Consider the following 24,386-nt stretch of genomic DNA (forward strand, 5'->3'; position numbering starts at 1 on the left):
CGGGGGTTTAAAATGGTGGAGTGCTCGCAGTCGCTGAGACTTATGCCCCCGCGGCGACGAAATCGAGGTATGACTCAGGCGGCGGTGACGCGCGCAGCGGTCGACGAACACCCGTTCCTGCGGCGAGCGCTCCGCGCAGGCGTCGTGAACCACGCGGCGGCCGCGCGCTTCCTCGACGTCGACGGCGACGAGGACGCGGTCGCGGCGGCAATTCGGCGGTACAGCGAGGACCTTCCCGAGTTCGACGCCGACGCGCGGGACGCGCACGTCTCGATGCAGTCCGGGCTCGGCCCCAGCGACGACGGCCTGCTGGTCGTCGCAGGCTGCGGGTTCGAACCCGGGGAGGGGGATTTGACGGCGCTGCTCGCGAGCGGCGACGTGGACACCCAGACGCTCGCGTCGGCGCTAGAACGTCTCCACGCCGCAGACGTCGATCCGGTGGCTGCGGGCGTCGCCGAGGACACGCTCGCGGTGGTCGTCGAACGGCGGGACGGCGCGGACGCGCTGCGCGTCGTCGAGAACGCGCTCGGCGCGGTACCGGTCTGACCGCGACAGACGCCGTCAGTTCCGACGCTTTGAAACGCCGGCGCGCGTACGTACCGCTGTATGACTCTCTACGTGTCGAACACCCGCTCCGGCGAGCGGGAAGCGTTCGAGCCCCACGACCCCGAGCAAGCGCTCGTGTACACCTGTGGGCTCACGGTCTCCGACGACGCCCACCTCGGCCACGCTCGCCTCTGGGTGCAGTCGGACGTGATGGCGCGGTGGCTCTCCCACGTCGGCTACGACGTCCGCCACGTCCAGAACTTCACGGACGTCAACGAGAAAATCGTCGCGCGCACCGGCGAGGCCGACCTCGGCGACACCGAACAGGCGGTCGCGCGCCACTACATCGACTCCGTCATCGAGGACATGCGCGACCTCAACCTCCAGCGCGCGGACGTGTACCCGCGGGTCTCCGAGCACGTCCCCGAAATCATCGAGCTCGTGGAGACGCTCGTCGAGGAGGGGTACGCCTACGAAGCCGACGGCTCGGTCTACTTCGACGTCACCGCCTTCGAGGACTACGGGAAACTCTCCGGCCAGCAGGTCGAAGAGATGGAAGCTCAAGGCCCAGAGTCCGAGCGCGGCGAGAAGCGCCACCCCGCGGACTTCGCGCTCTGGAAGGCGGGCGCGGTCGCTCCCGAGGACGCCAACGAACACCGTAGCGAGGACCTACCGCCCTTGGAGGAGCCCGCGGGACAGACGTGGGAGTCGCCGTGGAGCGAGGGCCGTCCGGGCTGGCACATCGAGTGCTCGGCGATGAGCATGACCCACCTCGACGACCACATCGACATCCACGTCGGCGGGCAGGACCTCGTCTTCCCCCACCACGAGAACGAGGTCGCGCAGAGCGAGGCCGCCGCGGGCGAGCCGTTCGCGAAGTACTGGCTGCACGTCCGCCTCCTCGAAACCGAGGGCGAGAAGATGAGCTCCAGTCTCGGGAACTTCTTCACGACGAAGAACGCCATCGAGGAGTTCGGCCCGAACGTCGTCCGGATGTTCCTCGTGTCGACGTCGTACACGCAGCGCCAGACGTACTCCGAGGAGACGATTCAGGAGGCCCAGCAGCGCTGGGAGCGCCTCGAACGGGCGTACGAGCGCGCGACCGACGCCGCCGACAGCCCGGATGCGTACGCGAAAGTCGAAGCCGAGGACCTCCGCGACGCAGTCACGGAAGCCCGCGAGGACTTCGAGGCGGCGATGAACGACGACTTCAACACGCGCGCGGCGGTGAGCGCGCTGCTGGAACTCGCGTCGGCCGTCCACCGGTACGTCGACGCGACCGAGCAGTACGACTACCGCGGGCTCGTGGACGCCATCGAGACGTTCGAAGAACTGGGCAGCGACGTACTCGGCTTCCAATTCGTGACCGTCGACGGTGGCGAGGTCGAAATCGCCGGCGACCTCGTCGACCTCGTCTTGGATATCCGAGAGGAAGCCCGCGAGGAAGGCAACTACGAGCGCGCCGACGAACTTCGCGACCGCCTCGAATCCCTCGGCGTCACCGTCGAGGACACCGACGAGGGTTCGACCTACCGGCTCTAACCCTCCATCGAACCGAAGTTGTCCGATTGACACGAAAGCCACCAAGCTTATTCCTGCCGGCCAGGTTCTGTTCTCCATGCACCGACGAACGGCGGTCGCCGTAGCGTTTGCCGCACTAATCGCGACCAGCGGCTGTCTCGGCATCCTTGGCGGGGGCGGCGTGGAAGTCTCGGCGTCGAAGGCTACCGTTTCCGAGAACGCCCTCCAAGAGACCGGGTACGAGGAGGTTCGCGTGAACGAATCGGAAGTCACCCGAGAGTACTCCGTGGCGGGTCAGTCGCGGAATGTCACCGTTACGAACTGGATAGCAATGTACGAACGCACCGTTGACGTACCCGTCCTCGGCGAGCAGCGCGCCGCAGTCTTCGGCGCGTTCTCCAGCCCTGAGGTGAGCGTGCTTGGCCAGTCGTTCAACCCCATCAAAGACTACTCGGATCGCGAACTCGCCGAACTCGCCCAACAGCAGTACGATGGTCTCTCCGTCGGGCAGGCCATCAACACCAGTGAAATGACCGTGCTCAACGAGTCCACGGAGGTTACGAAGTTCGAGGGCACAGCCGAGATTAGCGGGCAGTCCGTGGACGTCTACGTTCACGTTACGAGGGTCAAACACGACGGCGACTACGTCGTCGCGGTCGCCATCTACCCCCAGGACCTTGACGGCGAGCAAGAGCGCGTCGAGACGCTCCTGACCGGCCTCGAGCACTGATACGGTAACCCCCTCGTTTTCGGGCTCACGCGGTCGAAGTGTGACGTGCGTTCGAGGACGCTGCTCACGAACGACTTCATTCGTCCTTATGTATTTTTCTAGCCGCATAAATCGACCAAGCGTCCGATAGAACTGGGTAAAGCACGAAGTACTAGCAATATAGTTCCCCTAAACCAGTATTATGGTCACCCTTACAAGTGGATGGGGTGGTACCTATGCACATGGTTCGAATGGATTCGTACACGCCGCCGTCGACTAGCCGCTACGAGTGCACCGGCTGTCTCAGCCGTTTCGAACGCGAGTCGCACCTCGTAAATTGCCCGGAGTGCGGCGAACGAGTGCGGAACGTGGCAGTACCACGGGAGTGACATCCTCCGCGCCGTGAACGGCGCGGCTTCCTTGCATGGGAATACCGGTTAACTACCGGCAGTGGGTTCCGACCCGACCTCTCCGAGCGTCATCTGCCGTGGTTGGCTCTGCTCGGTGGGGGTCGCGGCGCTGTCACAGGCGCTCCCATCCCGTGAGATGTCATCGCCCGCCGGTTTCAGCGGCAGGCTCTCACCCCACGGGTCGTGGCGATCAGCGATGTTGACCGCCGCGTTGATGTCTGCATGGTACTCCGACACCCAACACTCGTCGTTCTGACACCGGAACTCATCGCCGTTCCGGTGCCCGACGTGGCCGCACTCGTGACACGTCTGGCTCGTGTACTCCGGACGGATGTATTCGACCGGAAGCCCGGCCTCTCGTGCTTTGTCCTCGATACGTTGTTGGAGGCGGGCGAACGCCCATGCGTGAAGGCGTCGGTTCATCCACTGGCCGTAATCGAGGTCTTCGCGGATGTCCGAGAGGTCTTCCAGCACGACCACAGGCTTCCCGAAGCGGCTTGCGTACTCAACGGCACGCCGAGACGCCTTCTCGATGATGTCTGTGAGTGCGTTCTGGTAGTGATCGAATCGTTCGTCAATCCGCCATGCGGCGGCCTCGCGCTCTTGGAGTCGCTTCAGCGTCGTGTACATCTCTTTGCGGAGGTGACGAGCGCGGCCACCGTTGATGAGTAGTGGGTCGGTCGGAGTGCCCTGCTTGCAGGCACAGCCCGCGAGCAGGTGCGCTTCGCCAATATCAAAGCCGACTGGCGTCACATCCTCGTCGGTCGGTTCGTAGTCCGGTTGTTCGACCGGGAACTCGACAGTGACGTGGAGCGTCCACGACGTGCGGTGGCGTTGCAGGCGGAGTTGGCCTGCCGACGCCTCGCCGTCCACGAGATCGTGCCACAACCCCTCTTGGGCTGGGTTAATCCGAAGCGGTATCCAGAAGTTCGTCCCGCGACCGGGCTGTGGCACCCACCACGTAAACGCGTAGTCCCGTTCCGGCGAGTGGTCGAACTCGGCGGCTTGGTTGGTGAGTCGAACCGGGTGGTCGTCGTCCAACTCCTGTGCATCGTAGGTGCCGTGCAGTTGCGGGACGTAGTTGCACAGGGCCGCCTTCGCCTGATACGGCAGGTCGTAGGGCGTCACCACGTCGCTGGTAGCAGTCATCGTCTCACACCCAGCCTCGAACGCCTCGTGAAGTCCTGCCCGGTAGGTGTCGAGCAGGTCGCACAGTTTGCGCTCTTTGTGGGTTGTCGGCGGCGCGAGTGTTGCCTCCAGCGTTTTCGTGGTTGTCGCGGTCATACTACTGGTCGTCCACGTAGTCCATCAGCACGTCGATGCTCACTTGACCGGTCGTGGCGAGAAAATATCCCGATTGCCAGAACGCATCTTCGAGGCGGTCTTTTACCTCGGGATACTCCTTACGAATCCGACGCGAGGTAACTCCCTTGAGCGAGTTGATGAACTTGGTGAGGTCGGTAGTGGGTTTGGTCGTGAACAGGATGTGAACGTGGTCGGTGCCGCCGTCCACGTTTTTGATTTCGGCCTCGAAGTCGTCTGCAATCTCGTGAGTGACTTCGGCGACGCGCTCCAGGCGCTCATCGGTAAGGATATCGGCGCGGGACTTCGTGACGGTCACGAAGTGATATTGGAGCGCGTAGACCGTATGCGACCCGGATTGCAGATGATACTCCATTTGGCCTCACCAAATACGAGACACCCAATTTCAATAACTCTTGTGCGTTGGTATTCAGTCCGGCAGACCTGTGTGGACTGTGGCACCGGGCTTACGCGATTCACGCCCGCCGTAAACGGCGAGATTCTCTCGCTGAGTCAAGATAGCGCCAACGGCGCGCGAACACGACTATCAGAACGAGCATCGCACCCGGACAAGCCGCGACCAGCGCCACCGCTGATGCACTCGGAGCGATGAGTGGTCGCCCGGCGACGATGTCTATTGCAGCGAGTCGGTCCCGCGCTCACAGCTCAAGCGACGCGTCGCTGCCAAGGACTTCCGTGTGCGTGGCAAGCCACTGGCTGTCCGTACTGTGCGCGAAAGAAAACGGATGATCGTGGAACCGGATTAACCGAAGAGGTCGCCGAGACCTTCGCCGCTGGCCTCTTCTTCCTCTTCTTCGGCGGCTTCCTCTTCTTCCTCAGCCTCGGCCTCTTCCTCGGCTTCGGCTTCTTCCGCTTCCTCAGCTTCCTCACCGCCAGCGGCGCCCGCGGCGGGCGCAGCAGGAGCGGCAGCCGCCTCGGCGACGGCTTCCTCGATGTCGACGTCTTCGAGGGCCGCGACGAGCGCCTTGACGCGGGATTCCTCGACGTCGACGCCGGCGGCCTCGAGGACGCCGGTGATGTTGTCTTCGTTGATCTCTTCGCCAGATTCGTTCAGGATGAGTGCTGCGTAAACGTACTCCATTGTTAACCGAACATCTCCCCGAGGCCTTCGGCACCGTCGCCTCCGTCTTCGTCGTCGTCGGAGTCGTCGGTGTCTGCCTCGGATTCAGGTTCTTGTTCGTCGCTCTGTTCGTCTTCGCTGTCCGCTTCGGCTTCCGGCTCCGCCGCGGCGGCGGGGGCCTCGACGTCCTGGAGCTCCTCGGGGAGCGCCTCCTCGTCGTCGATCTGCGAGGCGAGCGCGCGAACCTGCGCGTCCGCCTTGCTGACGAGGTCGTCCGCGAGGTCCGGGCTCTCGATGGACGCCTGCAGACCGAGGCTCTTTGCCTCGCCCTGGGCCTTCCGGATGAGCGTCGGAGCGGTCTGCGTCGTCGGGTACTCCGCGTTCACGGAGAGGTTCCGTGCGGACGCGGCTGCGGACTGGATGTCCGCGCGGTACTCCTCGACGTCGATTTCGAGTTCGTCCGGCGTGAACAGGACGCCCTCGGAGTAGACGCCGCGGAGGTCCAGGCCGACTTCCTTCGGCTCGATGCCGAGCTCGGTCAGGACGTTCGCGACGTCCGTGGAGACGGTCTCGCCTTCCTCGACGACGACGGAGTCCTCCATGACCTGGATGGAGCCTTCCTGGATGCGCGCGTTCGCGCCAATCTGCTGGAGTTCGCCGACGAACGGACCCGGGTCGATACCGGTGTCGCCCTCGGGAATCACGATGTCGTTGGGCGCGACCTCGCCAGCGTTGATGGGCGCGGGCGTCTTCGACTCTTCGAGCTGCTGGAAGAGTCCGAACGGGTTGTCGTTCGTGGCGACGAGGCCGACCTCACCCGAGATGTACTGGGTGAGGTCTTCGAGGCCGTCGTCGACCTCTTCGAGCGCACGAACGAGGAGCGTGTTCCGGCTCATGCGGAGCGCGGCGCTGCCGTGCAGGCCGCGGCGCATGTCCTGGAGCTGCTTGCTCGGGATGCCGGTGACGCTCACGACACCGACGCTGTCGTACTTCTCGAGCAGGTCGACGAGCTCGTCGACTTCTTCGCGCTTCCACTCGGGGACAGTTTCGGTGGTGCGTTCTTCAGCGGACATCTAAGCCACCTCCACGGCGGGCCCCATCGTGGTCTTCACGTAGACTGCGTCGATGTTGAGCGGGCCCTTTTCGAGGTCCGCGTGCAGGCGGCGCAGAATGACGTCGATGTTGTCCGCGATGTTTTCGGCGGACATGTCTTCCGCGCCGACGCGCGTGTGGAACGTGCGACGGTCGCGGCTGCGAAGCTGCACGGTGTTTTTCATTCGGTTGACTGTCTCGACGACGTCGTCGTCGGGCTGGAGCGGCGTCGGCATCTTGCCGCGCGGACCGAGCACTTGACCGAGCGCACCCGCGATGTCCTGCATCATGGATGCTTCGGCCACGAAGAAGTCCGTCGCGTCAGCGAGGTCCTTCGCGGCGTCGGTGTCGTCGGCGAGATCGGCGACTTCGTCGCCACCGTAGACCTCGTCCGCGACTTCCTCGGCTCGAACTGCGGTTTCGCCCTCTGCGAAAACCACAATCTGTGTCTCCTGTCCGGTGCCCGACGGCAGCACGACGCCCTCGTCGACACGATTCGACGGGTCGTTGAGGTCGAGGTCGCGCAGGTTGATCGCGAGGTCCACCGTCTCACGGAAATTCCGCTCTGGGGCCTCCTCGAGTGCGCGAGCTACGGCCTCTTCAATATCGTTGTCTGCCATCTTTCACCTCCGTAGTGCGTTGACCCTGTGAAGGTCGGATCTCCTACGGGTCAGTGAAACAGGCGAAGCCTGTCTCGCTTCGAGAGAAGGGCATCGCGCCCTTAAAACCGTCGAACCACGCTTCCCGCGACGAGCGCCAAGAGACGGTCTTACGGCTACAGAGCCGGAAAATACGGACGCACGAAAGGAACTGAAACTGCTGCGTTACGCCGCTGCTTCTTCCGCGCCGAGGACCTCGTCGTACTCGCCGGACGCGACGCGCTCGTTGAACGTCCGCGCGTCCTCGCCCTCGATGGTGACGCCCATGGAAGCACAGGTGCCCGCGACTTCCTTGGCGGCGTTACGCGTGTCGTACGCCAGCAGGTCGGGCTTCTTCTGCTCCGCGATAGTCTTCAGCTGCTCGATGGAGAGATCCGCGACGAACTCCTCGTTGGGTTCGCCGGAACCGGTCTCGAAGCCAGCCTCGTCCTTGATGAGGGCGGCCGTCGGCGGGACACCGACCTCGATGCTGAACGAACCATCTTCCTCGTACTCGATGGTGACCGGAACCTCCGTACCGTCGAAGGCGGCGGTCTGTTCGTTGATTTCCTGTACAACAGCCTGCACGTCGACGGGTGTCGGTCCGAGCTCGGGACCGAGCGGCGGGCCGGGGTCGGCCTGGCCGCCTGCCACGAGCACTTCTATCGTCTCAGCCATACCCGAACGAACCGTCGCCGCGGCTTTAACCCTTTCTTTCTCCGGAGGCGCTGGCGGCGTCGCCGAGTCGGGCTACGGGACGTTCACGCCCTGCCGAGCGAGATACTCGCTGACGTTCTTAATGACGACAGGGCTACCGATGATGCGCACCATCTCCTCGTGTTCGAGAAAACTCACCGTAAACTTCTCGTCGATGTCCTCGCGGTACCCCTCCACCGTGGAGACAGGAAGAACAATCTGCGTGCTGTCGCGCAGGCTGGAGGGGTCAGGCATCACCCGGCACTCTCTTGAGATGAAGTATGAACGTGTCGAAAACAATCCCTGTCGGGCGGGAGGGAAAGCGCTTTTCGGCGGCAGTAGCCTACTGCAGAGTAATGGGTCTGGAGGAGGAAATCGAACAGCTCGAAGAAGAAATCTCGGAGACGCCGTACAACAAGTCCACAGAGGCGCACATCGGCCGCCTGAAGGCGAAGCTCGCCGAGAAGAAGGAGAAACTGGAGAAACAGCAGTCCGGCGGCAGCGGCGGTGGCGGCTACGCCGTCGAACAGCACGGTGATGCGACAGTCGCGCTCGTCGGGTTCCCCTCGGTCGGCAAGTCCTCGCTTATCAACGCGATGACGAACGCCGACAGCGAGGTCGGCTCCTACGAGTTCACGACGCTCGACGTCAACCCCGGGATGCTGGAGTACCGCGGCGCAAACATCCAACTCCTGGACGTGCCAGGGCTCATCGAGGGTGCGGCCGGCGGCCGCGGCGGCGGGAAAGAGATCCTGTCGGTCATTCGGGCCGCAGACCTCGTCATCTTCATGCTGTCTGCGTTCGAAATCGAGCAGTACGAGCGACTCTACCAGGAACTCTACAACGTCAACATCCGCGTCGACGAAGAGCCCCCATCGGTGACGGTGCGCCGGAAGGGCAAGGACGGCATCGACGTCAACACGTCTGGCGACCTCGAACTCGACCACGATACGGTCAAGGAGATTCTCCGCGAGCGCGGATTTATCAACGCCGACGTCACCATCCGCGGGAACCCCTCCGTGGACAAACTCATCGACGGCGTGATGAACAACCGCGTCTACATGCCGTCGCTGGTCGCCGTCAACAAGGTCGACCTCATCGAGCCCTCGTACGCGGAGACGATGAAGGCCAATCTCCGCGAACACGACATCGACCCCGAGGAAGCCATCTTCATCTCCGCGGTGGAGGAGAAGGGCCTGGACGCTCTCAAAGAGAAGATGTGGGAGGAACTCGGGCTCATCCGCATCTACATGGACAAGCCCGGCCGCGGCGTCGACTACGAGGAACCGCTGGTCATCCGACGAGGCGACACCGTCGACGACGCCCTCCAGAAGCTCGGCGGCACGCTCGACGAGCGCTTCCGGTTCGCGCGCGTCTCGGGGCCGTCCGCGCAACACGACGACCAGCAGGTCGGCCGCGACCACGTGCTCGAAGACGAAGACGTTCTGCGCGTCATCGCGCGGCGGTAGCGTGGCCAGTCCCCAGCGACGCCTCGCAGTGGTCGTGCTCGCGGGCGCGCTCCCGTGGACGGTCGTCACGTTCAACGGCGGCTGGTATCCCGTCTTCTCCTTCGGCTTCCTCCACCTCGACCCCTTCTCGTTCACCTCGCTCCCGGCGTACGTCTCCCGCGTCGGGACCGTCCCACCGCGCCTGACCGCGTGGCCGATGGCGACACTGCTGTACGTGGCAGCGCTCGCCACGGCACTCTTCGACTACGTCTCCTCGCTCGACGCGCGCATCCCCGCTGGCTTGCTCTTCCTCGCGGGCGTCGACGTCGGCTTGCTCGCGCTCTCGTTGTCCCGCCAGCCGACGATTCTTGCGTTCCCTGTCGGCGCGCTCTGGCTGTGGGCGGCCGTCTGGGTGGGGTACGGCGACGCCTTGCTCGGCGACTGAACGGGAGCGGGTGCTTCCGCGTTCGGTACGCTTTTCGACGCGCCCGACAATCCCCCGGACATGAGCGAGTTCGTACTCGACCACGTGATGATGCGCGTCGGCGACCTCGACGCGAGCCTCGACTGGTACAAGACCCACCTCGACTACGTCGAATACGGCCGCTGGGAGGCCGACACGTTCGACATCGTCTACCTCGGCCCCGAGAACGTCCACGAGGAGGGCGCGCTCCTGGAACTCACGTACAACCACGACACCGACGAGTACGACGTCGGCGATGCGTGGGGCCACATCGCCGTGCGCGTCGAGGACGTCGACGACGCCTACGAGCAACTCATGGACGAGGGCGTCGAGGACTACCGCGACCCCGACTCCTGCGGCGGGTCGTACGCCTTCGTCAAGGACCCGGACGGCCACGAGGTCGAAATCGTCGAGCGCGACCACGGCGCGAAGTGGAGCCTTGACCACACGATGATTCGCGTCGAGGACGCCGACGAACAGCTCGGGTTCTGGACGCGGAAGTTCGAGTACGAGCACACGGGCCGCTGGGAGGCGGATACGTTCGCGAACTACTTCATGAAGCCCGAGGGGAGCGCCGAGGAGGCGATGGCGGTCGAACTCACGTACAACTACGACGGCCGCACCTACGACTTCGGGGACGCCTGGGGCCACCTCGCGGTTCGCACGGACAACCTCGTCGAGGACTGGGAGACCCTGATGGAGCGCGAGGCCGAGGACTATCGCGACCCCGAGTCCTGTGACTACAACTATGCGTTCACGAAGGACCCCGACGGCCACGAAATCGAGGTGCTGAACCCCGCGGAGTCCCCGGTCGACCGCGAGGACTGACGTTCTCACGCCGCGGGTTCGTGCCCGCCCGTTTTTCTTGCCGCGCGCGGAAGCCGCCAGCATGGAATGTGCGCCCATCGGTCGCGTCGAGACGCCGTTCGCGGAAGCCGCCGACGCGCCCCGTCAGGGATTCCTCGACGACGCGACCGGCACCGTCCACGTCGCCGAGCCGTACCACGCAGGGCTGGCCGGTCTCGACGCCGGGCACACGATAGACGTCGTGTGGTGGGCCGACGACGCCGACCGCTCGGTCCTCCGCGTCCGCGACGGCGACCGGGGCGTGTTCACGACGCGGTCGCAGGCACGCCCCAACCCGGTCTGCGTGACGACCTGCGACGTGCTTGACGTAAACCGGGCGACGGGAACGGTCGACGTTTCTGGCGTGGATATGGTCGACGGGACCTCCGTTCTGGATTTGAAGTACGCCCTCGAGAGCGACGAGCGGGCATGACTTCGGCCGTCGGATTCAACCTGTCTCCGCTCGGGGGGCCACACATGGTCACGGAAGGCTTCTACTCGCTGGCCCGCACGAACGACGCGTTCGACACCGACGCGGAGGTCGACGCGACCGTCGACGCGGTCGCCGAGACGCTCGGAGAGAGCCTCTCTCGTGGGGAGACAGTCGACCTCGCCGAACACCTCCCCGAGGACGTCTCGGAGACGCTACTGGACGCGTCGGCGGACGCCGAAGAGCCCGAATCCCCGCCGCTGGACGAGTTCTACGACCGCGTCGCCGAACGCGCGAACCTCGACCGAGCGGCCACACCACAGAAGGCCCAGGCCGTCGGCGTCGCCATCGCCGAATCCGTCGGCGACGAACTGGCGAACGCTCGCGCACAACTCCCGCCAGCGTACGAGGAACTATTCGAGCCGCCCGCGGTGCGCCGCGAGCCGTTCGCCGAGACCGTGCGGCGCCGCCTCGACCTCGACTCAGACCCGGAAGCTCAGGAGGCCAGCGAAGCGGTGCTGGGCGCGCTCGGGGAACGCCTCCCGAAGGGCGAAACCGAAGACCTCGCGGTCTACCTCCCCGCGGACGTCGAGGACGCCATTGTCGTCGACGATCCGGCGGAAGCGACCGACTACTCGCGTAGCGAGTTCGTGCTGCGGGTCGGCGAGCGCGCGGACGTCGACGACCCGACCGCCCACGAGTACGCCAACGTCGTGCTTGGTCGGCTCGCAGAGGTCGCCGACGACGAGGAACTCGACCGCGCGCTCGAACAACTCCCCGTTGCCTACGAGTCGTTCTTCGAGCGGGCGTAGCGCGCGAATCGGCCAATTCCTTCAAGCGGCTGCTGGTCGACGCGTCGGCCGTGGTGTACGAGCGCCACGAGTCCTCATGACTGGGTTCCTCGATATCGTCGCCGAGCGAGCGGATGTATCGACACCGGAAGCCGAAGACACCGCGGAAGCCGTCCTGAAGACGCTCTCAGAGGGTATCTCGCACGGCGAGGCGGCGGACCTCGCGGCGCCGCTGCCCGAGCCGTACGCGCGCGTGCTCCGGGAGACCGAACGCGGCCGCGCGGAACCACCGGCGTTCGAGGAGTTCGTCTCGCGTGTGGGCGACCGCCTCGACGTCTCCGAGCACGAGGCCAAAGCGCGCTCGCAGGCGGCTGTCGCGGCGCTCTCCGAGACGGTCGGGGTTGAGGAAGTGGAGGACGCGCGCGCCCAGCTCCCACCTGAGTACGAGGTGGTGTTCGAGCCTGGGGAGGCGCTGGGCAGCGAGTCGTTCGTGGAGGCCGTCGCCGACCACGGCGACCTCTCACGAGCGCACGCCCGGCGCGCGAGCGAGGTCGTCCTCGCCACGCTCGGGGAACGCCTCTCGAAGGGCGAAGCCGAGGACGTTGCCGAGTACCTCCCGGAGGACGCCGCGGAGTGGCTGGTGCCCGACGAGCCGGCACGCGCGCTCGACTACGATTTCGACGAACTCGTCGCCGAGGTCGCCAACCAGGAGAACGTCACGCGCGAACTCGCCATCGAGCACGCGGAAGCGGTCACTGACGTGCTCGCGGACGCCGTCGGCGAGGAAGAACTCGACCGGATGCAGGCCCAGCTTCCCGAGACCTACGACCCGATGTTCGCGTAACTAGCCCGCCGGCCAGTCACTCTCGGTACTCGTCGAGGACGGCGTCGGGCGCGTCCGCGAGCCCAGCGAGCGCGTCCGTCTCGACGTGGTGGAGGTCGCCCGGAATCACGAGCAGGTGCAGGGGCTCGCCGAAGTCCATCTCAGCGAGCGCGCCGAGGCGGTCAGCGCGCACGGTTGCGTCGGGGGCGCCGGCGCGGGCGACGACGACGCCGAGCGCGTCCGGATTCCAGTTGTCTGCGAGCAGGCCTGCGGCGTGGCTCGCTGTCATGTACTCGTCGCCCTCGACGCGCGGGTGGTCGACCTTGATGTCCAGATAACAGAGCGTGTGGAGGCCGCGCTCGCGGTTCGCCTCGATGGTGTCGACGACCGAACTCGGTACGCCGTCGGCGCCGTGCGCCCACTCGAAGGGAAGCGTGGTCGCCTTCCCGAAGCGGTAGTTCTGGAGGCCCGTGAGACTCGACGCTGCGGACTCCGCGGTGGGGGCGTGAATCACGCGCGTGTCGATGCCGCGCTTCTCGGCGCGCAGCCGGAGGTCGACGTGCGTTGTGGAAATCATCGTGTCCCCGGCCGTGAGGAAGACACAATCGCCGGATTCGGCGGCCGAAAGAATCGGCTCGGGGTCCTGTTCGACGCCCGCGCGGTCCCGCACCTCGATGTCGGTGTTGTGGTAGGCTTCGAGGTCAGCGACGTCCGCGCCGACGAGTTTGCTGGTGTAGAACTCCGCGAACGCGCGGTCGGAAGCCGCGATGGCGTCGGCGCCAGCGACCGTGACCGAGCGCTCGTCGTAGAGGCCGAGCCCGACGAACGTGAGCATACCCACGGTAGCGCGCGCGCCGCCCTATGGGTTTCGGGACGCAAGCGACACGAGTAAGGCCGCGCCCGCCTGACTCCCGGGCATGTCAGTGCCGTGCGTCCGCGTCTCCACGGACGAGGGCGAAGCCACGCGCCGCCGGCTCGCCGAGGAAGACCTCCTCGTCGACGAGTACGCCATCACGGCCAGCGACGGCGACCTCTACATCCCCGTCAGCGACCCAGACGCAGTTCCAGAGGATCTCACGGTCGTGGAGTTCGACGCGCCCGAGCGCGAGACGCCGACGACGCCCGCCGAACTGCTCGGCTTCGAACCGACGTACGAGCGACTGGGCGACGTCGTCATCCTTGACGAGGATTCACCCGAACGCGCCCGCGAAATCGCCGAGGCGGTGATGGAGTCGGACGTCCGCGCGAAAACAGTCGTCAACCGCGCGTCCAAGGTGAAGGGCACCGAGCGCGTCCGCGACTGGGACGTCGTCGCCGGGGACGACACCGAGACGGTGCACACGGAGTACGGCTGCGAGTTCGAACTCGACCTCGCGACGGTGTACTTCTCGCCACGGCTCGCGACCGAGCGCCACCGCGTCGTCGAACAAGTCGAGGCGGGCGAGCATGCCTTCGACATGTTCGCGGGTGTCGGCCCGTACGCCGTTCCGATGGCGAAGGAAGGCGCGGAGGTCGTCGCGACGGACATCAACGAGGACGCCATCGAGTATCTCCGACGGAACGCCGAGCGCAACGACGTGAGCGAGCGCGTGACGGCCATCGCGGGGGACGTGCGCGAGACCGCCGACGAGTACGAGAACTGGGCGGATCGCATCGTGATGAATCTCCCCCACACCGCCGACGAGTTCCTCGACACCGCCGTCGCGCTCGCTGGCGACGACTGCGTAATTCACTTCTACGACTTCCAGCACGAGGACGACCGCTTCGGGCCCTGTGAAGCCGCCATCCGCGAGGCCGCCGAGCCCGAGTACGACGTCACAATCGAGACTGAGCGCACCGTGCGGTCGTACGCGCCCCACGAGTTCAACGTCGTCGTGGACGCCCGACTGACGCGCCGGTGATTCGCAAGGCTTATTTCTTGAATCCGGTTACGGAGAAGTGCACAGGTCGTGCCGGTATAGCTCAGACTGGTAGAGCGATTCCTTCGTAAGGAATAGGCCAAGGGTTCAAATCCCTTTACCGGCTCTACGTCGCAGGCTCGAAGCCTGCACCCACATTTTCCAAGTGCTAACGTCCGAGCGTTAGCGTCGTCCAACCGTGGCGGTCGTCGGACCGGAACCGGGATAGCGGCTGCACAACTATCGGAGAGTTGTGTACACGACCGTTTCCTGGGAAATCTCCGACTTGGCGACCGACTCACGTGGCCCACAGTTCGGCGACGTCTGGGGAGGCCACCAGTGAACAACAAGCGCCACCACGACGAGTATGGCGGCCGTAAGGCCCTCCAGGACGCCGGCTGGCAGGTCGAGAAGCGAGACGCCGTGGCGTTCAACTCCGGGAGTGAGACGGACAGACACCTCGTCGCGAAGACGCTGGTCGCGAAAGTGCTGCGGGACCGGGGCTACCGCATCGACACCGAGGTCGTCAAGGACGGCGTCGGGGAAATCGACGTCGTCGCGTACGGACTCGACGAGCCACCGTTCGCGGTCGAGGTCGAGACCAATCCCACGAAGGACGTCGTCTCGGATAAGATCAGTCGGTACTATCGCGGGGAGCCGTTCTGCGAGTGCTACGTGCTCGACGTCGACGAGCTGCCGGATTCGATTGCGGACGCTCGCGAGTGGGTGGAAGCCCAAATCTGAGGGCCGATCCGCGGGATTTCACTGACCCGAGACTCACCTCGAACGCATCACTTCGGAAACTCCGCTCACCGTCGATGGCGTCAGAGAGGGCGAGCCGTGAACGGGACGCCGCCACCAGTCCCTAAGGCGTCGAGGCACGAGGTGCGTGCATGTCCGTCGCTAGTCTCCTGCACTCGATAGAGGAAGCGCTCGCGCCGGCTCGTGAGGTCGTTCGGCCGGTCGTCTCGGACCACCGCGTCCTCGCCGCGTGGGCGGTGCTAGTCGCGGCGTCGGTTGGCGTGCTGTGGTGGGACCTGCGGCGGAACAACGAGGCGATACCGTCGCTGATGCGGGCAGTTTGGTCGCTCGTCGTGGTGTACTCGGGTCCGGCAGGACTGGCGCTGTACTGGTACGCGGGTCGAACGCAGATATCCCAGGATTCGCTGTGGCGCCGAGGCGTGCGCTCGACTGCACACTGTTACTCGGGATGTGGTGCCGGCGAAGTGACGGGGGTCGTCCTGCTGGTCGGCGTGCTCGCCATCGGGAACTCACTCGTAACCACGCTCGGGACGTTCGCGTTCGCGTACACGTTCGGGTACGCGTTGACCGTCGGGCCACTGCTCCAGGATGGCGAGACGCTCACCACCGCGCTCGCCGACGCGTTATACACGGAGACACCCTCGATTACCGTGATGGAAGTCACCGCCATCGGCACGGACCTCCTGTTGGCGGGTGGCGCGACCATCGGCGAACCGCTGTTCTGGGGTGCGCTCGCGTTCTCGCTATCCGTCGGCTTCGTGGCGGCATTCCCGGTGAACGTGGCGCTCCTCCGCGTCGGTGTCAAGGAAGGCATGGCGAACCCCGCGGAGCTAGCCGGATCGGGCGCGTGAGCGTCAGTCTTCCCGTACGTCGTCGCCGACGCGCAGCGTTTGCCCGCGACTCGGTTCGGGAATGTCCGCGATGAGCATGAGTGTGTAGAAGTGGTCGAAGGCGGCCTCGTCGGCGAAGTCGGGGAACGTCTCTTGTCGCCGCTGGACGAAGGTCTCCCGGAAGTCAGGCGTGCCCTCCCCCGTGTCCGGGTCGCGGGTCGGAACGACACAGCGGCCGCAGGGGGTGACCCCTTCGAAGCGCACGCCGCCGGCGTCGAAGCCGGGGGCGTCCTCGCCGACGAAGCGATCCTCCCAGAACGCGGGGACGTCGGCAATTTCGACGTTCGCGCGGAGCCGCCGACGCACGCTGTCGACGGTGAGGTCGTCGAACCACGACGCGACTTCCCGCAGTGTGGCGGTGCTAACGACCGACGGCCCCATCTCGCGGCGGTCCACGTAGCCGAGACGGTCGTCGCGTTCGAGCGTGAGGTCCTCGTCGAAGAAGTCCGAGAACCACACCTCGGCCCGCTTGGGGGCGTCGTCGAGGTCGAATCGCTCGACTGCTCCGCTAGGGGTCTCGACGACGAACTCGTGGGTGTCGCGGTCGAAGTCCGTGTCGAGGTCATGTACCCGCGCGGTACGCTTCCCGTTGACGACGTCGCCGTCGCTGTCGAACAGTGCGTACGTGCGGTCGTCGGCGAGTGTGCCGCCCTCCGTGACATCGGCTGCTTCGACGTCGATGCCGTCCAGTCCCTTCACGGGGTAGACGCGCAATCGGTCGACTCGTGGCATCGTCGGAACGGAGGGCAGGCCGACTCATAGGTGTTGGTCCGAACGGCTCCAGCCTGGCATGCCACCGAACGTACTGCTTCGCGTATGATTCCTGGACTAGTATGCGTAGAGAGGGGGACAGGAGCCTGGTAAGTCGCGTCTCGGTGGTGTGGGTTCAGGTGAGTATCCTGCCATTATATCCCTTAATTTATTATACTCCTCCGTCGTGGTTGCTCCCGGTATGTCATCACGAGACACAGCATCGCAGTCGGGCGGCAACGCCTTCGAACGAATGGGCCACCGGCTCGCCGGCGTCGTCGAGCGCTGGATGCCGAGCCCGTTCCTGTTCGCAATCCTGCTGAGCTACGTCGTCTTCGTCGTCGGCATCGCCGTCGAGGGAACCGGCCCCGGTCAGATGGTCGGCTTCTGGTTCGACGGCTTCTGGGCGTTCCTGAGCTTCGCGATGCAGATGACGCTCATCCTCATGACCGGGTTCGTCATCGCGTACCACCCGCGCGTGAACGGTGTGCTCCAGAAGCTCACGGAGTTCCCGTCTTCGCCCGGGCAGGCCGTCGTGCTCGTCGGCGTGTTCTCGATGGCCATCGCGTGGGTACACTGGGGCTTCAGCCTCATCCTCGGCGCCATCTTCGCCCGCGAGATGGGCAAGACTGCCCTCGAGAACGACATCGACGTCCACTACCCTCTGCTGGCGGTCGCGGGCTACATGGGCCTCGGGCTGACGTGGCACTGGGGGCTGTCCGGGTCGGCACCGCTCGCGCTCGCGACGCCCGGCAACGACTTCATCGAGGCCGGCGTCATCGACGGCGTCGTCCCGACCACGCAGACCATCTTCAGCTCGTACGCACTCTCGCTGACCGTCCTCTCCATTCTGTTCGCGGCGGCGATGCTCTACCTGCTGTCGCCGTCGCCGAAGCGCGCCCGCCCCATCACGGACTACGTTGACGAGAGCGAATTGACCGACTCGGCGACTGAAGAACACGGCGAGTCCCCGGAACCTACTCCCGACGGCGGGACGGTGAGCCCCGCCGAGCGTATCGACAACAGCCGACTTCTCGGCGCCATCATCGCACTGACCGGCGTCGCGTACGTCGCGTACCTGTTCGCGACCGACGGCCTCGACGCGCTCACGCTGAACGTCGTAAACTTCGGCTTCCTGTTCGCCGGTCTCGCCATCTACCAGCGCCCGTCGCTGTACCGCGAGCGGTTTGGGGAGGCCGCCGAGTCCGCGGCCGGCATCATCCTGCTGTTCCCGTTCTTCGCGGGCATCCAAGGCATGATGAACGCCTCCGGGCTCTCTGAGACGTTCGCGCAGACGCTGCTGGACGTCTCCACGCAGGCGACGTTCCCGGTCGTCGCGTGGCTCGTCGGCTCCGTCGTCAACCTCTTCGTTCCGTCCGGTGGCGGCGAGTGGATCGTCCTCGGCCCCTCGATTATCGCTGCGGCCCAGGACCTCGGCGTGCCTGTCGGGAAGGCCACTATCGCGTACGCCGTCGGTGACGCGCACACGAACCTCCTGAACCCGTTCTGGGCGCTCCCGCTGCTCGCCATCACGGGCGTCAAGGCCCGCGAGATGTTCGGGTACGCGGTCGCGATGCTGCTGTTGTTGGTTCCGTTCCTCGCCGTCGCGCTGTACGTGCTTCCCTACTGACTCGAACAATTTTTCGCCGCCAGTTCGACGCGCTCGGTCGGGTTCGGGCCGTCGAGACGCACCTGCTGTTCGACGACGAACACCGCCACGGACGTGACTTCGACGTCGTGGCCGCCGTTCCACCGTGTACAGAGATAGTCGGCGAACCCGCCGGCGACCGCCGGGTCCGCGCCGCGCAGATTGGCGACGTACTTGCGCCAGCGCGCACTCGGGTAGCTCCCGGCGACGTCGGGCGGTTCGTCCCACGACACCGCCTCGCCGTGGAACGCGTCCACGCTCCCCCCGGAGGCGAGTTGCCCGGGCGCGACGACCCAGTAGTCTGTGCTCGCGGGGACTGGGGCGAACATCGACCAGCGCGGCTCGGGCGACTCGGTCACGGGGCCGGCCGCGGTGGCGTCGACCACGCCGACAGACGCGGCGTTCCACACGAGCATGCCGGCGAGCAACACGACGAGCACGACCGGCACGACGCGGCGCGTCCAGCGCACTACGGTGCTCGGCATCGCTGGCAGCGCGACGAGTGGGAGCGCTCCCTCGACGCGCCTCGCGTACCGTGAGGCGGGAAGCGAACGGAGGCCGGGCACGTGCTGCCAGCCGGGAATGCGGTCCCAGACGGCACCCGGGAGGAACGGGAGGAGTGCGGCAATCGAGACCAGCGGGAACAGCCCAAGTTGCATCGACGCGAGCATGCCGGCGTGCATCGCGACGAACAGCCCCGCGAACGCCGCGCGCAGACACCCGGTGAGCACGAGCAAGAGGACGGACGCGACCAGCATCGCGAGCCAGAGCCGGTCGAACGCGACGAGTAGCGCCGGGAAGTCGGCGAGCACGTCCCCGAGCAGAACGGTGAACATGTCGAGTTCAAGGACGTAGCGGATGGCGTCGCCGGCGAGCCAGCGCTCCCCGCGGAGCTTCAGCAGCGCGTTCGTGGAGTACACGACGACGACCTGCACGAGCACGCCAGCGGTCGCCACGCTCGCCACGCGGCGCGAGTCAGTCTCGCCGTCGCGAAGCGCGTCCACGGACCAGCGCTCGCCCAGCGGGAGGAAGACGCCCCAGAGGAACAGCATGCGGAGGAGGGTGTCCCCGCTGTTCAACACGAGCGGGTTGCGGTAGTGCAGCGACGCCAGCAGGACGCCGGTGACGACTGTCGCCAGCGTCGTCCGGTAGCCCGCGAGCATCGCCAGCGCGGCGAGCGCGGTCACGAGGAACAGCACTGCTTGCACCCACGCCGCTCCGGAGACGGCGTGTATCGACAGCCGGGAGATGGTGCCGTACTGCTCGAACAACAGCGACCGCGGAAGCAAGCCCGCGTCGGTGTAGAACGCGGTGAGGAAGCGTGCACGGAGGCAGAGGTCGACGAGCACGAGCGCTGCCAGCGACACGCGGAGCGCGGCGAGTGCGCGCGTGTCGACGCCGAACCGACGCGCGACGGCAGCGCGGAGACGTGCTGTCACGTTCGGGACTGCCGGCGCGCAGCGAATAAGCCTTCCGTGGCCGCGGGGGCTAGCTCGCGCACGACCAGAGGCCAGTTCCGTTTTCGCGCGCCTGCTGTTCGACGGCGGCGTAGTCGTCGCGTTGCGTGAAGTCGCTGTCGTAGAGCCGGGCGTAGCCGTTCGCGAGCAGCGCGCGGTTGAACGACTCATTCTCTACGATGACGTACGCGAGTAGTCTGTCGTAGCCGCCGCGGCGGTCGCTCTCCGCGTCGAATTCGACGGTCACGGATTCGCCGGCGAGCCGCTCGATGGCGTACTCGCTGGCGCGCTCGCCCCACGACCGCAGACACGACCGGCCGGCTTCCGTGTCCGGGACGCCCTCGAACTCGCCGGCGGAGATGTCCGCGTGGACTTCGGGCGTGTCAACGCCGAGCAGGCGGACGCGCTCCTCCGTGCCGTCCGCGAACAAAACATCCACCGTGTCGCCGTCCACGACGCCGATGACCGTGGCGTTCCGGCTCTCCGCGGACTGCTGGTCACCGGCGAGCGGGCCGACGCAGCCAGCGCTGGCGAAGAGTGCGACCACAGCGAGCGCAGCGAGTGCGCGTCGATTCACAGGTAGGGTTCTCGCCGACGTGTGTTAACGGCTACGTGCTCGCTCGAGAAGAGTGGACCAGCGTGGGGTTAGGAGGAACGCCGCGCGAGCAGCGCCGCGCCGAGGGCGGCGACGACTGCGGCAGGGATGCCGAAGCCGGGGATGGTCGTGCCCGTGGTCTCGGTCGTCGTCTGGGTGGCGGTCGCGGTCTCAGTTGCGGTGGGTTCCTGCGTGGTCGTGTTCGCTTCCGCGTACGCTTCGGGGTGGAACGCCTGCGCCATCTGCGTCATCGGTTCGACGACGCGGGGCGCAGGCTGGCTGATGTGGTTGGTGTTCACCACGACGATGTTGCCCTCCTCGAAGGCGGTCGTGTTCCGGAGGATGGAGTCCTCGGCGATGTACGACCGGCTGTCGTTGCCGAGTTGGCTGGGCTGCGCGCTCACGACGAGGAAGTCGGGGTCCTGTTCGACAACGAACTCCGCGGAGAGTTGCGGGTACGCGGTGGTGGCGTTCGCGTCAGCAGCGATGTTGTGGCCGCCCGCCCGCGAGATAATCTGGCCGATGAACGTGTTCGGGCCCGCGGTGTAGCGGTCGCCCATATCGTAGAAGACGCTCGGCTTCTCCTCGCCCTCGACGGCCGCTTCGACGGTCTCGACGCGATCGCGCATCTCCGTGACAGTGGACTCGGCGCTGTCGCACTCGCCGGCGAGCTGGCCGATGGTCTCGGTCTTCCGGTAGATGTCCTCGATGGAGGACGCCGCGGCGAAGCGATAGACGGTGACGTTGGCGTCCCGGAGCTGGGCGACCGTCTCGTTGTTAATGGTGTTGGGCGCGAGCACGAGGTCGGGGTCAAGGCTGATGACCTGCTCGACGTCCACGGAGGAAGGGGCGCCGGAGGTCACGACTTCCCGGTCTTCGGCGCCATCGAGGAAGCCGGCGAACTGCGAGACGCCGACGACTTTGTCGCTGGCACCGAGCTCCCACATGGTCTGGGCGGCGCTCGGGTTGAGCGTGACGACGCGCTCGGGCTCTTCCACGACAGTGACGTTGTGCCCGCTCGCGTCCTCCTTAGTGACCGGGAACGAGCAGTCAAGGTCCTGTGCGCTGGCGTTCGTGACGGCGTCACCAGCGGGCGCATCCGCAACGCCAGCGGCTGGCGCAACGGCGGACAACAGCAGTAGTACCACTCCAAATACGGTTGCAGCCTGATGCATGCGGGGAGGACAGGCCTAACGCAATAAATATTTGCCTAAAGAAACTATGATTGTCCAGATGCGCGCCTACACCCGGGCGAGCGCGTGGACCGTCGGCACGTTTCTCGCGCTCGTCGCCGTCATGCTCACCAGCGCCACCATCGGCCCGGTCGATATCCCCCTCGACCGAGTCGCGCTCGCGGCGCTGGACGCCTTCGCGGTCCCCTCCGCCGCCACGTTCTACGTCACCTCCGTCGCCTTTCCCGCCGTCGGCGACGTGCCGTGGCTCACCGTTGACCTCGCCTACACCTCGCCGCTGGACTTCGCCGTTCCCGACCAGCAGCAACTCATCGTCGGCGAAATTCGGCTACCCCGCATCGTCCTCGGAGCCGTCGTCGGGGCCGCACTCGCCGTCGCCGGCACAGTCATGCAGGGGTTCTTCCGAAACCCGATGGCCGACCCCTCCATCATCGGCGTCTCCTCGGGCGCGGCAGTCGGCGCCGTTACTGCCATCGCTTTCCCCCTCCTGCTCCCATTCGGCATCCAAGTGTCGGCGTTTGCGGGCGCGCTCGTCGCCGCATTCGGCGTCTACCTACTCGCCACCGACGGCGGCCGCACGCCCGTCGCAACCCTCCTGCTCGCTGGTGTGGCCGTACAGACGTTCCTGGGTGCCATCACCTCCTACGTCATCGTCCACTCCGGGGACAGCATCCGCGAGGCGATGTACTGGCTGATGGGTCACCTCCACCTCGCCAACTGGGCAGACGTCGAACTCACGCTCCCCATCGTCGCCGTCGGCAGTGTCGTCCTGCTGGCGTACGCCCGCGACCTGAACGTCCTGCTCGCCGGCGAGGAGGACGCGCACACGCTCGGTGTCGAAGTCGAGCGCACCAAGCGCGTGCTGCTCGCGGTGTCCAGCGTCGTCACCGCGGCCGCCGTCTCCGTCGCTGGCGTCATCGGGTTCGTCGGGCTCATCGTCCCCCACGTGATGCGCCTGCTCGTCGGCCCCGACCACCGCATCCTGCTGCCCACGTCGGCATTCGCCGGGGGCGCGTTCCTCGTCGCCGCGGACACGTTCGCGCGTGCTGGCCCCGCCGAACTCCCGGTGGGCATCGTGACGGCGTTCGTCGGCGCGCCGTTCTTCCTCTACTTGCTCCGGAATCGGGAGGTGCACGCGCTGTGACCCTTGACGTCCGCGACGTCGACGTGGAACTCGGCGGCACGCAGATTCTGAACGAAGTGAGCGCAGACGTCGGCGACGGTCGGCTCGTCGGCGTCGTCGGCCCAAACGGGGCAGGGAAGTCGACGCTGTTGCGCGCGATGAACGGCGTCGTCGAACCCGTTGCCGGCACTGTCCTCGTCGACGACGAAGCCGTCCACGAACTCCCCTCGAAGGCCGCGAGCCGCCGCATCGCCAGCGTCCCCCAGGATACGAGCCTCGGCTTCGAATTCACCGTCCGCGAGACCGTCGAGATGGGGCGCCACGCCCACGTCCCACGGTTCGGCTCCGACCCCGACCCAGATGCCGTCGAGCGGGCGATGGAGCGTGCGGAGGTCGCACAGTTCGCGGACCGCGAGGTTACCTCGCTGTCGGGCGGCGAGAAACAGCGCGTGCTGTTGGCGCGCGCGCTCGCCCAGCAAGCGCCCGTCCTGCTGTTGGACGAGCCGACCGCGAGCCTCGACGTCAACCACCAAGTGCGTACGCTCGAACTCGTCCGCGGGCTCGCCGACGACGCTGAGCGCGCCGTCGTCGCGGCCATCCACGACCTCGACCTGGCGGCCCGGTACTGCGACGAACTCGTGCTCGTCGCGGACGGCCGCGTGCTCGACTCCGGCCGCCCCGAAGACGTACTCACGCCAGAGCAGGTCCGCGAAGCGTTCGACGCCCGCGTCGCGGTCGGCACCGACCCTGCGACCGGCGACCCGACAGTTACGCCGCTCCCGGACGCCGAGGGTGACCTTGCCGAGCGCGTCCACGTGCTCGGCGGCGGGGACGCCGCGACGCCCGTCCTCCGCGAACTCGCTGGCGTCGGCGCGACCGTAACTGTCGGCCCTGTCAGTGAGGGGTCGCTGGACCACGAGACCGCGACTCGATTCGGGTTCGAGGCTGTCACCGTCCCACCGTTCTCGACGCCCGACGATGCTGCGGTTTCTCGCGCCCGTGACCTCGTCGGCGCGGCTGACGCGGTCGTCGTGGCTGGCGACGCCGTTTCGTGGGGGGCTAACGAGACGCTTTGCGACGCCGCCGACGCAGCCGTCGTCATCGGCGACGCTGGCCCGCGAACTGTCGCTGGTGCGTGCGTCGAACTCGGCTCGCTCGTGGACGCACTCGCGGCGCTCGACGTCGAACCCGATTCGTTCGCGGTCGCCGACGGCGGCAACGTGGCGGACGATTGAGGGGTAGCCGGGTCGCCTTTGTGTGTCGCCGACACAGCT

Annotated in this window: 28 protein-coding genes and 1 tRNA gene; 17 read left to right on the forward strand and 12 right to left on the reverse strand. The window is 66.2% G+C overall.

Annotated elements, in window-relative coordinates:
* Window positions 1-69: 69 nt before the first annotated feature.
* The 4 genes from LT974_RS07220 to LT974_RS07235 all read left to right on the forward strand — a co-directional run bounded on the left by LT974_RS07220 (window position 70) and on the right by LT974_RS07235 (window position 3,165).
* Window positions 70-546 carry a DUF7523 family protein gene (locus LT974_RS07220; RefSeq protein ID WP_232590064.1) on the forward strand — a complete coding sequence of 159 codons (477 nt, stop codon included), beginning with the start codon at window positions 70-72 and terminating at the stop codon, window positions 544-546.
* Between the two features lie 60 nt (window positions 547-606).
* Window positions 607-2,088, forward strand: a complete 1,482-nt coding sequence (gene cysS / locus LT974_RS07225; protein ID WP_232590065.1) for a cysteine--tRNA ligase — start codon at window positions 607-609, stop codon at window positions 2,086-2,088.
* 76 nt (window positions 2,089-2,164) lie between these two features.
* Entirely contained in the window at window positions 2,165-2,797 is a 633-nt protein-coding gene (locus LT974_RS07230; protein WP_232590066.1) for a DUF6517 family protein, read from the forward strand.
* A gap of 230 nt (window positions 2,798-3,027) precedes the next feature.
* The gene (locus tag LT974_RS07235; protein WP_230893054.1) at window positions 3,028-3,165 is read left to right on the forward strand and encodes a rubrerythrin-like domain-containing protein; all 138 of its coding nucleotides are present in this window, start codon (window positions 3,028-3,030) and stop codon (window positions 3,163-3,165) included.
* A gap of 48 nt (window positions 3,166-3,213) precedes the next feature.
* Here LT974_RS07235 and LT974_RS07240 read toward each other — a convergent pair whose 3' ends face one another.
* The 7 genes from LT974_RS07240 to LT974_RS07270 form a co-directional block, all read right to left on the reverse strand.
* Window positions 3,214-4,470 (reverse strand): transposase, encoded by a 1,257-nt coding sequence (locus LT974_RS07240; RefSeq protein WP_232590067.1) that lies wholly within the window; start codon window positions 4,468-4,470, stop codon window positions 3,214-3,216.
* Between the two features lies 1 nt (window position 4,471).
* A complete protein-coding gene (gene tnpA, locus LT974_RS07245) occupies window positions 4,472-4,864 on the reverse strand; it encodes an IS200/IS605 family transposase (RefSeq protein ID WP_232590068.1) in 393 nt (130 codons plus the stop codon).
* A 387-nt stretch (window positions 4,865-5,251) separates the two neighbouring features.
* Window positions 5,252-5,590, reverse strand: coding sequence for a 50S ribosomal protein P1 (rpl12p, locus tag LT974_RS07250; RefSeq protein ID WP_230888695.1), 339 nt, complete (start codon window positions 5,588-5,590; stop codon window positions 5,252-5,254).
* A gap of 2 nt (window positions 5,591-5,592) precedes the next feature.
* Window positions 5,593-6,642: a 50S ribosomal protein L10 gene (locus tag LT974_RS07255; protein ID WP_232590069.1), complete on the reverse strand. Its 1,050-nt coding sequence runs from the start codon at window positions 6,640-6,642 to the stop codon at window positions 5,593-5,595.
* A complete protein-coding gene (locus tag LT974_RS07260) occupies window positions 6,643-7,281 on the reverse strand; it encodes a 50S ribosomal protein L1 (RefSeq protein ID WP_230888697.1) in 639 nt (212 codons plus the stop codon).
* Between the two features lie 204 nt (window positions 7,282-7,485).
* Entirely contained in the window at window positions 7,486-7,977 is a 492-nt protein-coding gene (locus LT974_RS07265; RefSeq protein ID WP_230888698.1) for a 50S ribosomal protein L11, read from the reverse strand.
* A gap of 72 nt (window positions 7,978-8,049) precedes the next feature.
* On the reverse strand, window positions 8,050-8,250 hold the full coding sequence (locus LT974_RS07270; RefSeq protein ID WP_230888699.1) for a VNG_1110C family protein: 201 nt from the start codon (window positions 8,248-8,250) through the stop codon (window positions 8,050-8,052).
* A gap of 101 nt (window positions 8,251-8,351) precedes the next feature.
* Here LT974_RS07270 and LT974_RS07275 point away from each other — a divergent pair, with 101 nt between their 5' ends.
* From LT974_RS07275 to LT974_RS07300, 6 genes are all read left to right on the forward strand, one after another.
* Window positions 8,352-9,464, forward strand: a complete 1,113-nt coding sequence (locus tag LT974_RS07275) for an OBG GTPase family GTP-binding protein (protein WP_230893012.1) — start codon at window positions 8,352-8,354, stop codon at window positions 9,462-9,464.
* A 1-nt stretch (window position 9,465) separates the two neighbouring features.
* Window positions 9,466-9,888 (forward strand): TIGR04206 family protein, encoded by a 423-nt coding sequence (locus LT974_RS07280; protein WP_232590071.1) that lies wholly within the window; start codon window positions 9,466-9,468, stop codon window positions 9,886-9,888.
* Between the two features lie 60 nt (window positions 9,889-9,948).
* On the forward strand, window positions 9,949-10,734 hold the full coding sequence (locus tag LT974_RS07285; protein ID WP_232590073.1) for a VOC family protein: 786 nt from the start codon (window positions 9,949-9,951) through the stop codon (window positions 10,732-10,734).
* 61 nt (window positions 10,735-10,795) lie between these two features.
* Window positions 10,796-11,185, forward strand: a complete 390-nt coding sequence (locus LT974_RS07290) for a TrmO family methyltransferase domain-containing protein (protein ID WP_232590075.1) — start codon at window positions 10,796-10,798, stop codon at window positions 11,183-11,185.
* A gap of 44 nt (window positions 11,186-11,229) precedes the next feature.
* The gene (locus tag LT974_RS07295) at window positions 11,230-11,994 is read left to right on the forward strand and encodes a DUF2267 domain-containing protein (protein WP_232590077.1); all 765 of its coding nucleotides are present in this window, start codon (window positions 11,230-11,232) and stop codon (window positions 11,992-11,994) included.
* A gap of 76 nt (window positions 11,995-12,070) precedes the next feature.
* The gene (locus LT974_RS07300) at window positions 12,071-12,817 is read left to right on the forward strand and encodes a DUF2267 domain-containing protein (RefSeq protein WP_232590079.1); all 747 of its coding nucleotides are present in this window, start codon (window positions 12,071-12,073) and stop codon (window positions 12,815-12,817) included.
* A 16-nt stretch (window positions 12,818-12,833) separates the two neighbouring features.
* On the opposite strand, the gene dph5 is transcribed toward LT974_RS07300, so the two are convergent.
* Window positions 12,834-13,631, reverse strand: a complete 798-nt coding sequence (dph5, locus tag LT974_RS07305; protein ID WP_232590082.1) for a diphthine synthase — start codon at window positions 13,629-13,631, stop codon at window positions 12,834-12,836.
* A gap of 82 nt (window positions 13,632-13,713) precedes the next feature.
* On the opposite strand from dph5, the gene LT974_RS07310 reads away from it, so the two are divergent.
* The 4 genes from LT974_RS07310 to LT974_RS07325 all read left to right on the forward strand — a co-directional run bounded on the left by LT974_RS07310 (window position 13,714) and on the right by LT974_RS07325 (window position 16,307).
* Complete coding sequence (locus tag LT974_RS07310; protein WP_232590084.1) at window positions 13,714-14,697, forward strand: class I SAM-dependent methyltransferase; 984 nt, start codon at window positions 13,714-13,716, stop codon at window positions 14,695-14,697.
* A gap of 50 nt (window positions 14,698-14,747) precedes the next feature.
* Window positions 14,748-14,821: transfer RNA gene (locus tag LT974_RS07315), tRNA-Thr, on the forward strand.
* A gap of 212 nt (window positions 14,822-15,033) precedes the next feature.
* Window positions 15,034-15,438, forward strand: a complete 405-nt coding sequence (locus LT974_RS07320; protein ID WP_230892948.1) for a hypothetical protein — start codon at window positions 15,034-15,036, stop codon at window positions 15,436-15,438.
* A gap of 149 nt (window positions 15,439-15,587) precedes the next feature.
* Window positions 15,588-16,307: a DUF4396 domain-containing protein gene (locus LT974_RS07325; protein ID WP_232590086.1), complete on the forward strand. Its 720-nt coding sequence runs from the start codon at window positions 15,588-15,590 to the stop codon at window positions 16,305-16,307.
* A gap of 3 nt (window positions 16,308-16,310) precedes the next feature.
* Here LT974_RS07325 and LT974_RS07330 read toward each other — a convergent pair whose 3' ends face one another.
* Window positions 16,311-17,078 carry an MOSC domain-containing protein gene (locus LT974_RS07330; protein WP_232590087.1) on the reverse strand — a complete coding sequence of 256 codons (768 nt, stop codon included), beginning with the start codon at window positions 17,076-17,078 and terminating at the stop codon, window positions 16,311-16,313.
* Window positions 17,079-17,349: 271 nt separating this feature from the next.
* Here LT974_RS07330 and LT974_RS07335 point away from each other — a divergent pair, with 271 nt between their 5' ends.
* Window positions 17,350-18,726 (forward strand): short-chain fatty acid transporter, encoded by a 1,377-nt coding sequence (locus LT974_RS07335; protein ID WP_408611709.1) that lies wholly within the window; start codon window positions 17,350-17,352, stop codon window positions 18,724-18,726.
* Here LT974_RS07335 and LT974_RS07340 read toward each other — a convergent pair.
* The 3 genes from LT974_RS07340 to LT974_RS07350 all read right to left on the reverse strand — a co-directional run bounded on the left by LT974_RS07340 (window position 18,720) and on the right by LT974_RS07350 (window position 21,971).
* A complete protein-coding gene (locus tag LT974_RS07340) occupies window positions 18,720-20,183 on the reverse strand; it encodes an HTTM domain-containing protein (RefSeq protein WP_232590089.1) in 1,464 nt (487 codons plus the stop codon). The two genes, LT974_RS07335 and LT974_RS07340, sit on opposite strands and share 7 nt — an antisense overlap.
* A gap of 49 nt (window positions 20,184-20,232) precedes the next feature.
* Window positions 20,233-20,778: a thermonuclease family protein gene (locus tag LT974_RS07345; RefSeq protein ID WP_232590090.1), complete on the reverse strand. Its 546-nt coding sequence runs from the start codon at window positions 20,776-20,778 to the stop codon at window positions 20,233-20,235.
* Between the two features lie 68 nt (window positions 20,779-20,846).
* A complete protein-coding gene (locus LT974_RS07350) occupies window positions 20,847-21,971 on the reverse strand; it encodes a PGF-CTERM-anchored ABC transporter substrate-binding protein (protein WP_232590091.1) in 1,125 nt (374 codons plus the stop codon).
* A 58-nt stretch (window positions 21,972-22,029) separates the two neighbouring features.
* Between LT974_RS07350 and btuC the strand changes: the two genes are divergently transcribed.
* Both btuC and LT974_RS07360 read left to right on the forward strand, forming a co-directional pair.
* Window positions 22,030-23,133: a vitamin B12 ABC transporter permease BtuC gene (gene btuC / locus LT974_RS07355; RefSeq protein ID WP_232590092.1), complete on the forward strand. Its 1,104-nt coding sequence runs from the start codon at window positions 22,030-22,032 to the stop codon at window positions 23,131-23,133.
* Window positions 23,130-24,347: a heme ABC transporter ATP-binding protein gene (locus LT974_RS07360; RefSeq protein ID WP_332840554.1), complete on the forward strand. Its 1,218-nt coding sequence runs from the start codon at window positions 23,130-23,132 to the stop codon at window positions 24,345-24,347. Before btuC ends, LT974_RS07360 begins: the two co-directional genes overlap by 4 nt.
* The last annotated feature ends 39 nt before the right edge of the window (window positions 24,348-24,386 follow it).

It is taken from the genome of Halobacterium noricense, assembly GCF_021233435.1.
Classification (GTDB): domain Archaea; phylum Halobacteriota; class Halobacteria; order Halobacteriales; family Halobacteriaceae; genus Halobacterium; species Halobacterium noricense.

Excerpts from the sequence above, each read along its gene's own strand:
- LT974_RS07330 (WP_232590087.1), bottom strand. The coding sequence starts at position 17,078 with ATGCCACGAGTCGACCGATTGCGCGTCTACCCCGTGAAGGGACTGGAC.
- LT974_RS07285 (WP_232590073.1), top strand. The coding sequence starts at position 9,949 with ATGAGCGAGTTCGTACTCGACCACGTGATGATGCGCGTCGGCGACCTC.
- btuC (WP_232590092.1), top strand. The coding sequence starts at position 22,030 with ATGCGCGCCTACACCCGGGCGAGCGCGTGGACCGTCGGCACGTTTCTC.
- LT974_RS07265 (WP_230888698.1), bottom strand. The coding sequence starts at position 7,977 with ATGGCTGAGACGATAGAAGTGCTCGTGGCAGGCGGCCAGGCCGACCCC.
- cysS (WP_232590065.1), top strand. The coding sequence starts at position 607 with ATGACTCTCTACGTGTCGAACACCCGCTCCGGCGAGCGGGAAGCGTTC.
- LT974_RS07275 (WP_230893012.1), top strand. The coding sequence starts at position 8,352 with ATGGGTCTGGAGGAGGAAATCGAACAGCTCGAAGAAGAAATCTCGGAG.
- LT974_RS07325 (WP_232590086.1), top strand. The coding sequence starts at position 15,588 with ATGTCCGTCGCTAGTCTCCTGCACTCGATAGAGGAAGCGCTCGCGCCG.
- LT974_RS07310 (WP_232590084.1), top strand. The coding sequence starts at position 13,714 with ATGTCAGTGCCGTGCGTCCGCGTCTCCACGGACGAGGGCGAAGCCACG.
- LT974_RS07335 (WP_408611709.1), top strand. The coding sequence starts at position 17,350 with ATGGGCCACCGGCTCGCCGGCGTCGTCGAGCGCTGGATGCCGAGCCCG.
- LT974_RS07300 (WP_232590079.1), top strand. The coding sequence starts at position 12,071 with ATGACTGGGTTCCTCGATATCGTCGCCGAGCGAGCGGATGTATCGACA.
- LT974_RS07270 (WP_230888699.1), bottom strand. The coding sequence starts at position 8,250 with ATGCCTGACCCCTCCAGCCTGCGCGACAGCACGCAGATTGTTCTTCCT.
- dph5 (WP_232590082.1), bottom strand. The coding sequence starts at position 13,631 with ATGCTCACGTTCGTCGGGCTCGGCCTCTACGACGAGCGCTCGGTCACG.
- LT974_RS07230 (WP_232590066.1), top strand. The coding sequence starts at position 2,165 with ATGCACCGACGAACGGCGGTCGCCGTAGCGTTTGCCGCACTAATCGCG.
- LT974_RS07260 (WP_230888697.1), bottom strand. The coding sequence starts at position 7,281 with ATGGCAGACAACGATATTGAAGAGGCCGTAGCTCGCGCACTCGAGGAG.
- LT974_RS07290 (WP_232590075.1), top strand. The coding sequence starts at position 10,796 with ATGGAATGTGCGCCCATCGGTCGCGTCGAGACGCCGTTCGCGGAAGCC.
- LT974_RS07240 (WP_232590067.1), bottom strand. The coding sequence starts at position 4,470 with ATGACCGCGACAACCACGAAAACGCTGGAGGCAACACTCGCGCCGCCG.
- LT974_RS07255 (WP_232590069.1), bottom strand. The coding sequence starts at position 6,642 with ATGTCCGCTGAAGAACGCACCACCGAAACTGTCCCCGAGTGGAAGCGC.
- LT974_RS07235 (WP_230893054.1), top strand. The coding sequence starts at position 3,028 with ATGGATTCGTACACGCCGCCGTCGACTAGCCGCTACGAGTGCACCGGC.
- LT974_RS07350 (WP_232590091.1), bottom strand. The coding sequence starts at position 21,971 with ATGCATCAGGCTGCAACCGTATTTGGAGTGGTACTACTGCTGTTGTCC.
- LT974_RS07220 (WP_232590064.1), top strand. The coding sequence starts at position 70 with ATGACTCAGGCGGCGGTGACGCGCGCAGCGGTCGACGAACACCCGTTC.
- tnpA (WP_232590068.1), bottom strand. The coding sequence starts at position 4,864 with ATGGAGTATCATCTGCAATCCGGGTCGCATACGGTCTACGCGCTCCAA.
- LT974_RS07295 (WP_232590077.1), top strand. The coding sequence starts at position 11,230 with ATGGTCACGGAAGGCTTCTACTCGCTGGCCCGCACGAACGACGCGTTC.
- rpl12p (WP_230888695.1), bottom strand. The coding sequence starts at position 5,590 with ATGGAGTACGTTTACGCAGCACTCATCCTGAACGAATCTGGCGAAGAG.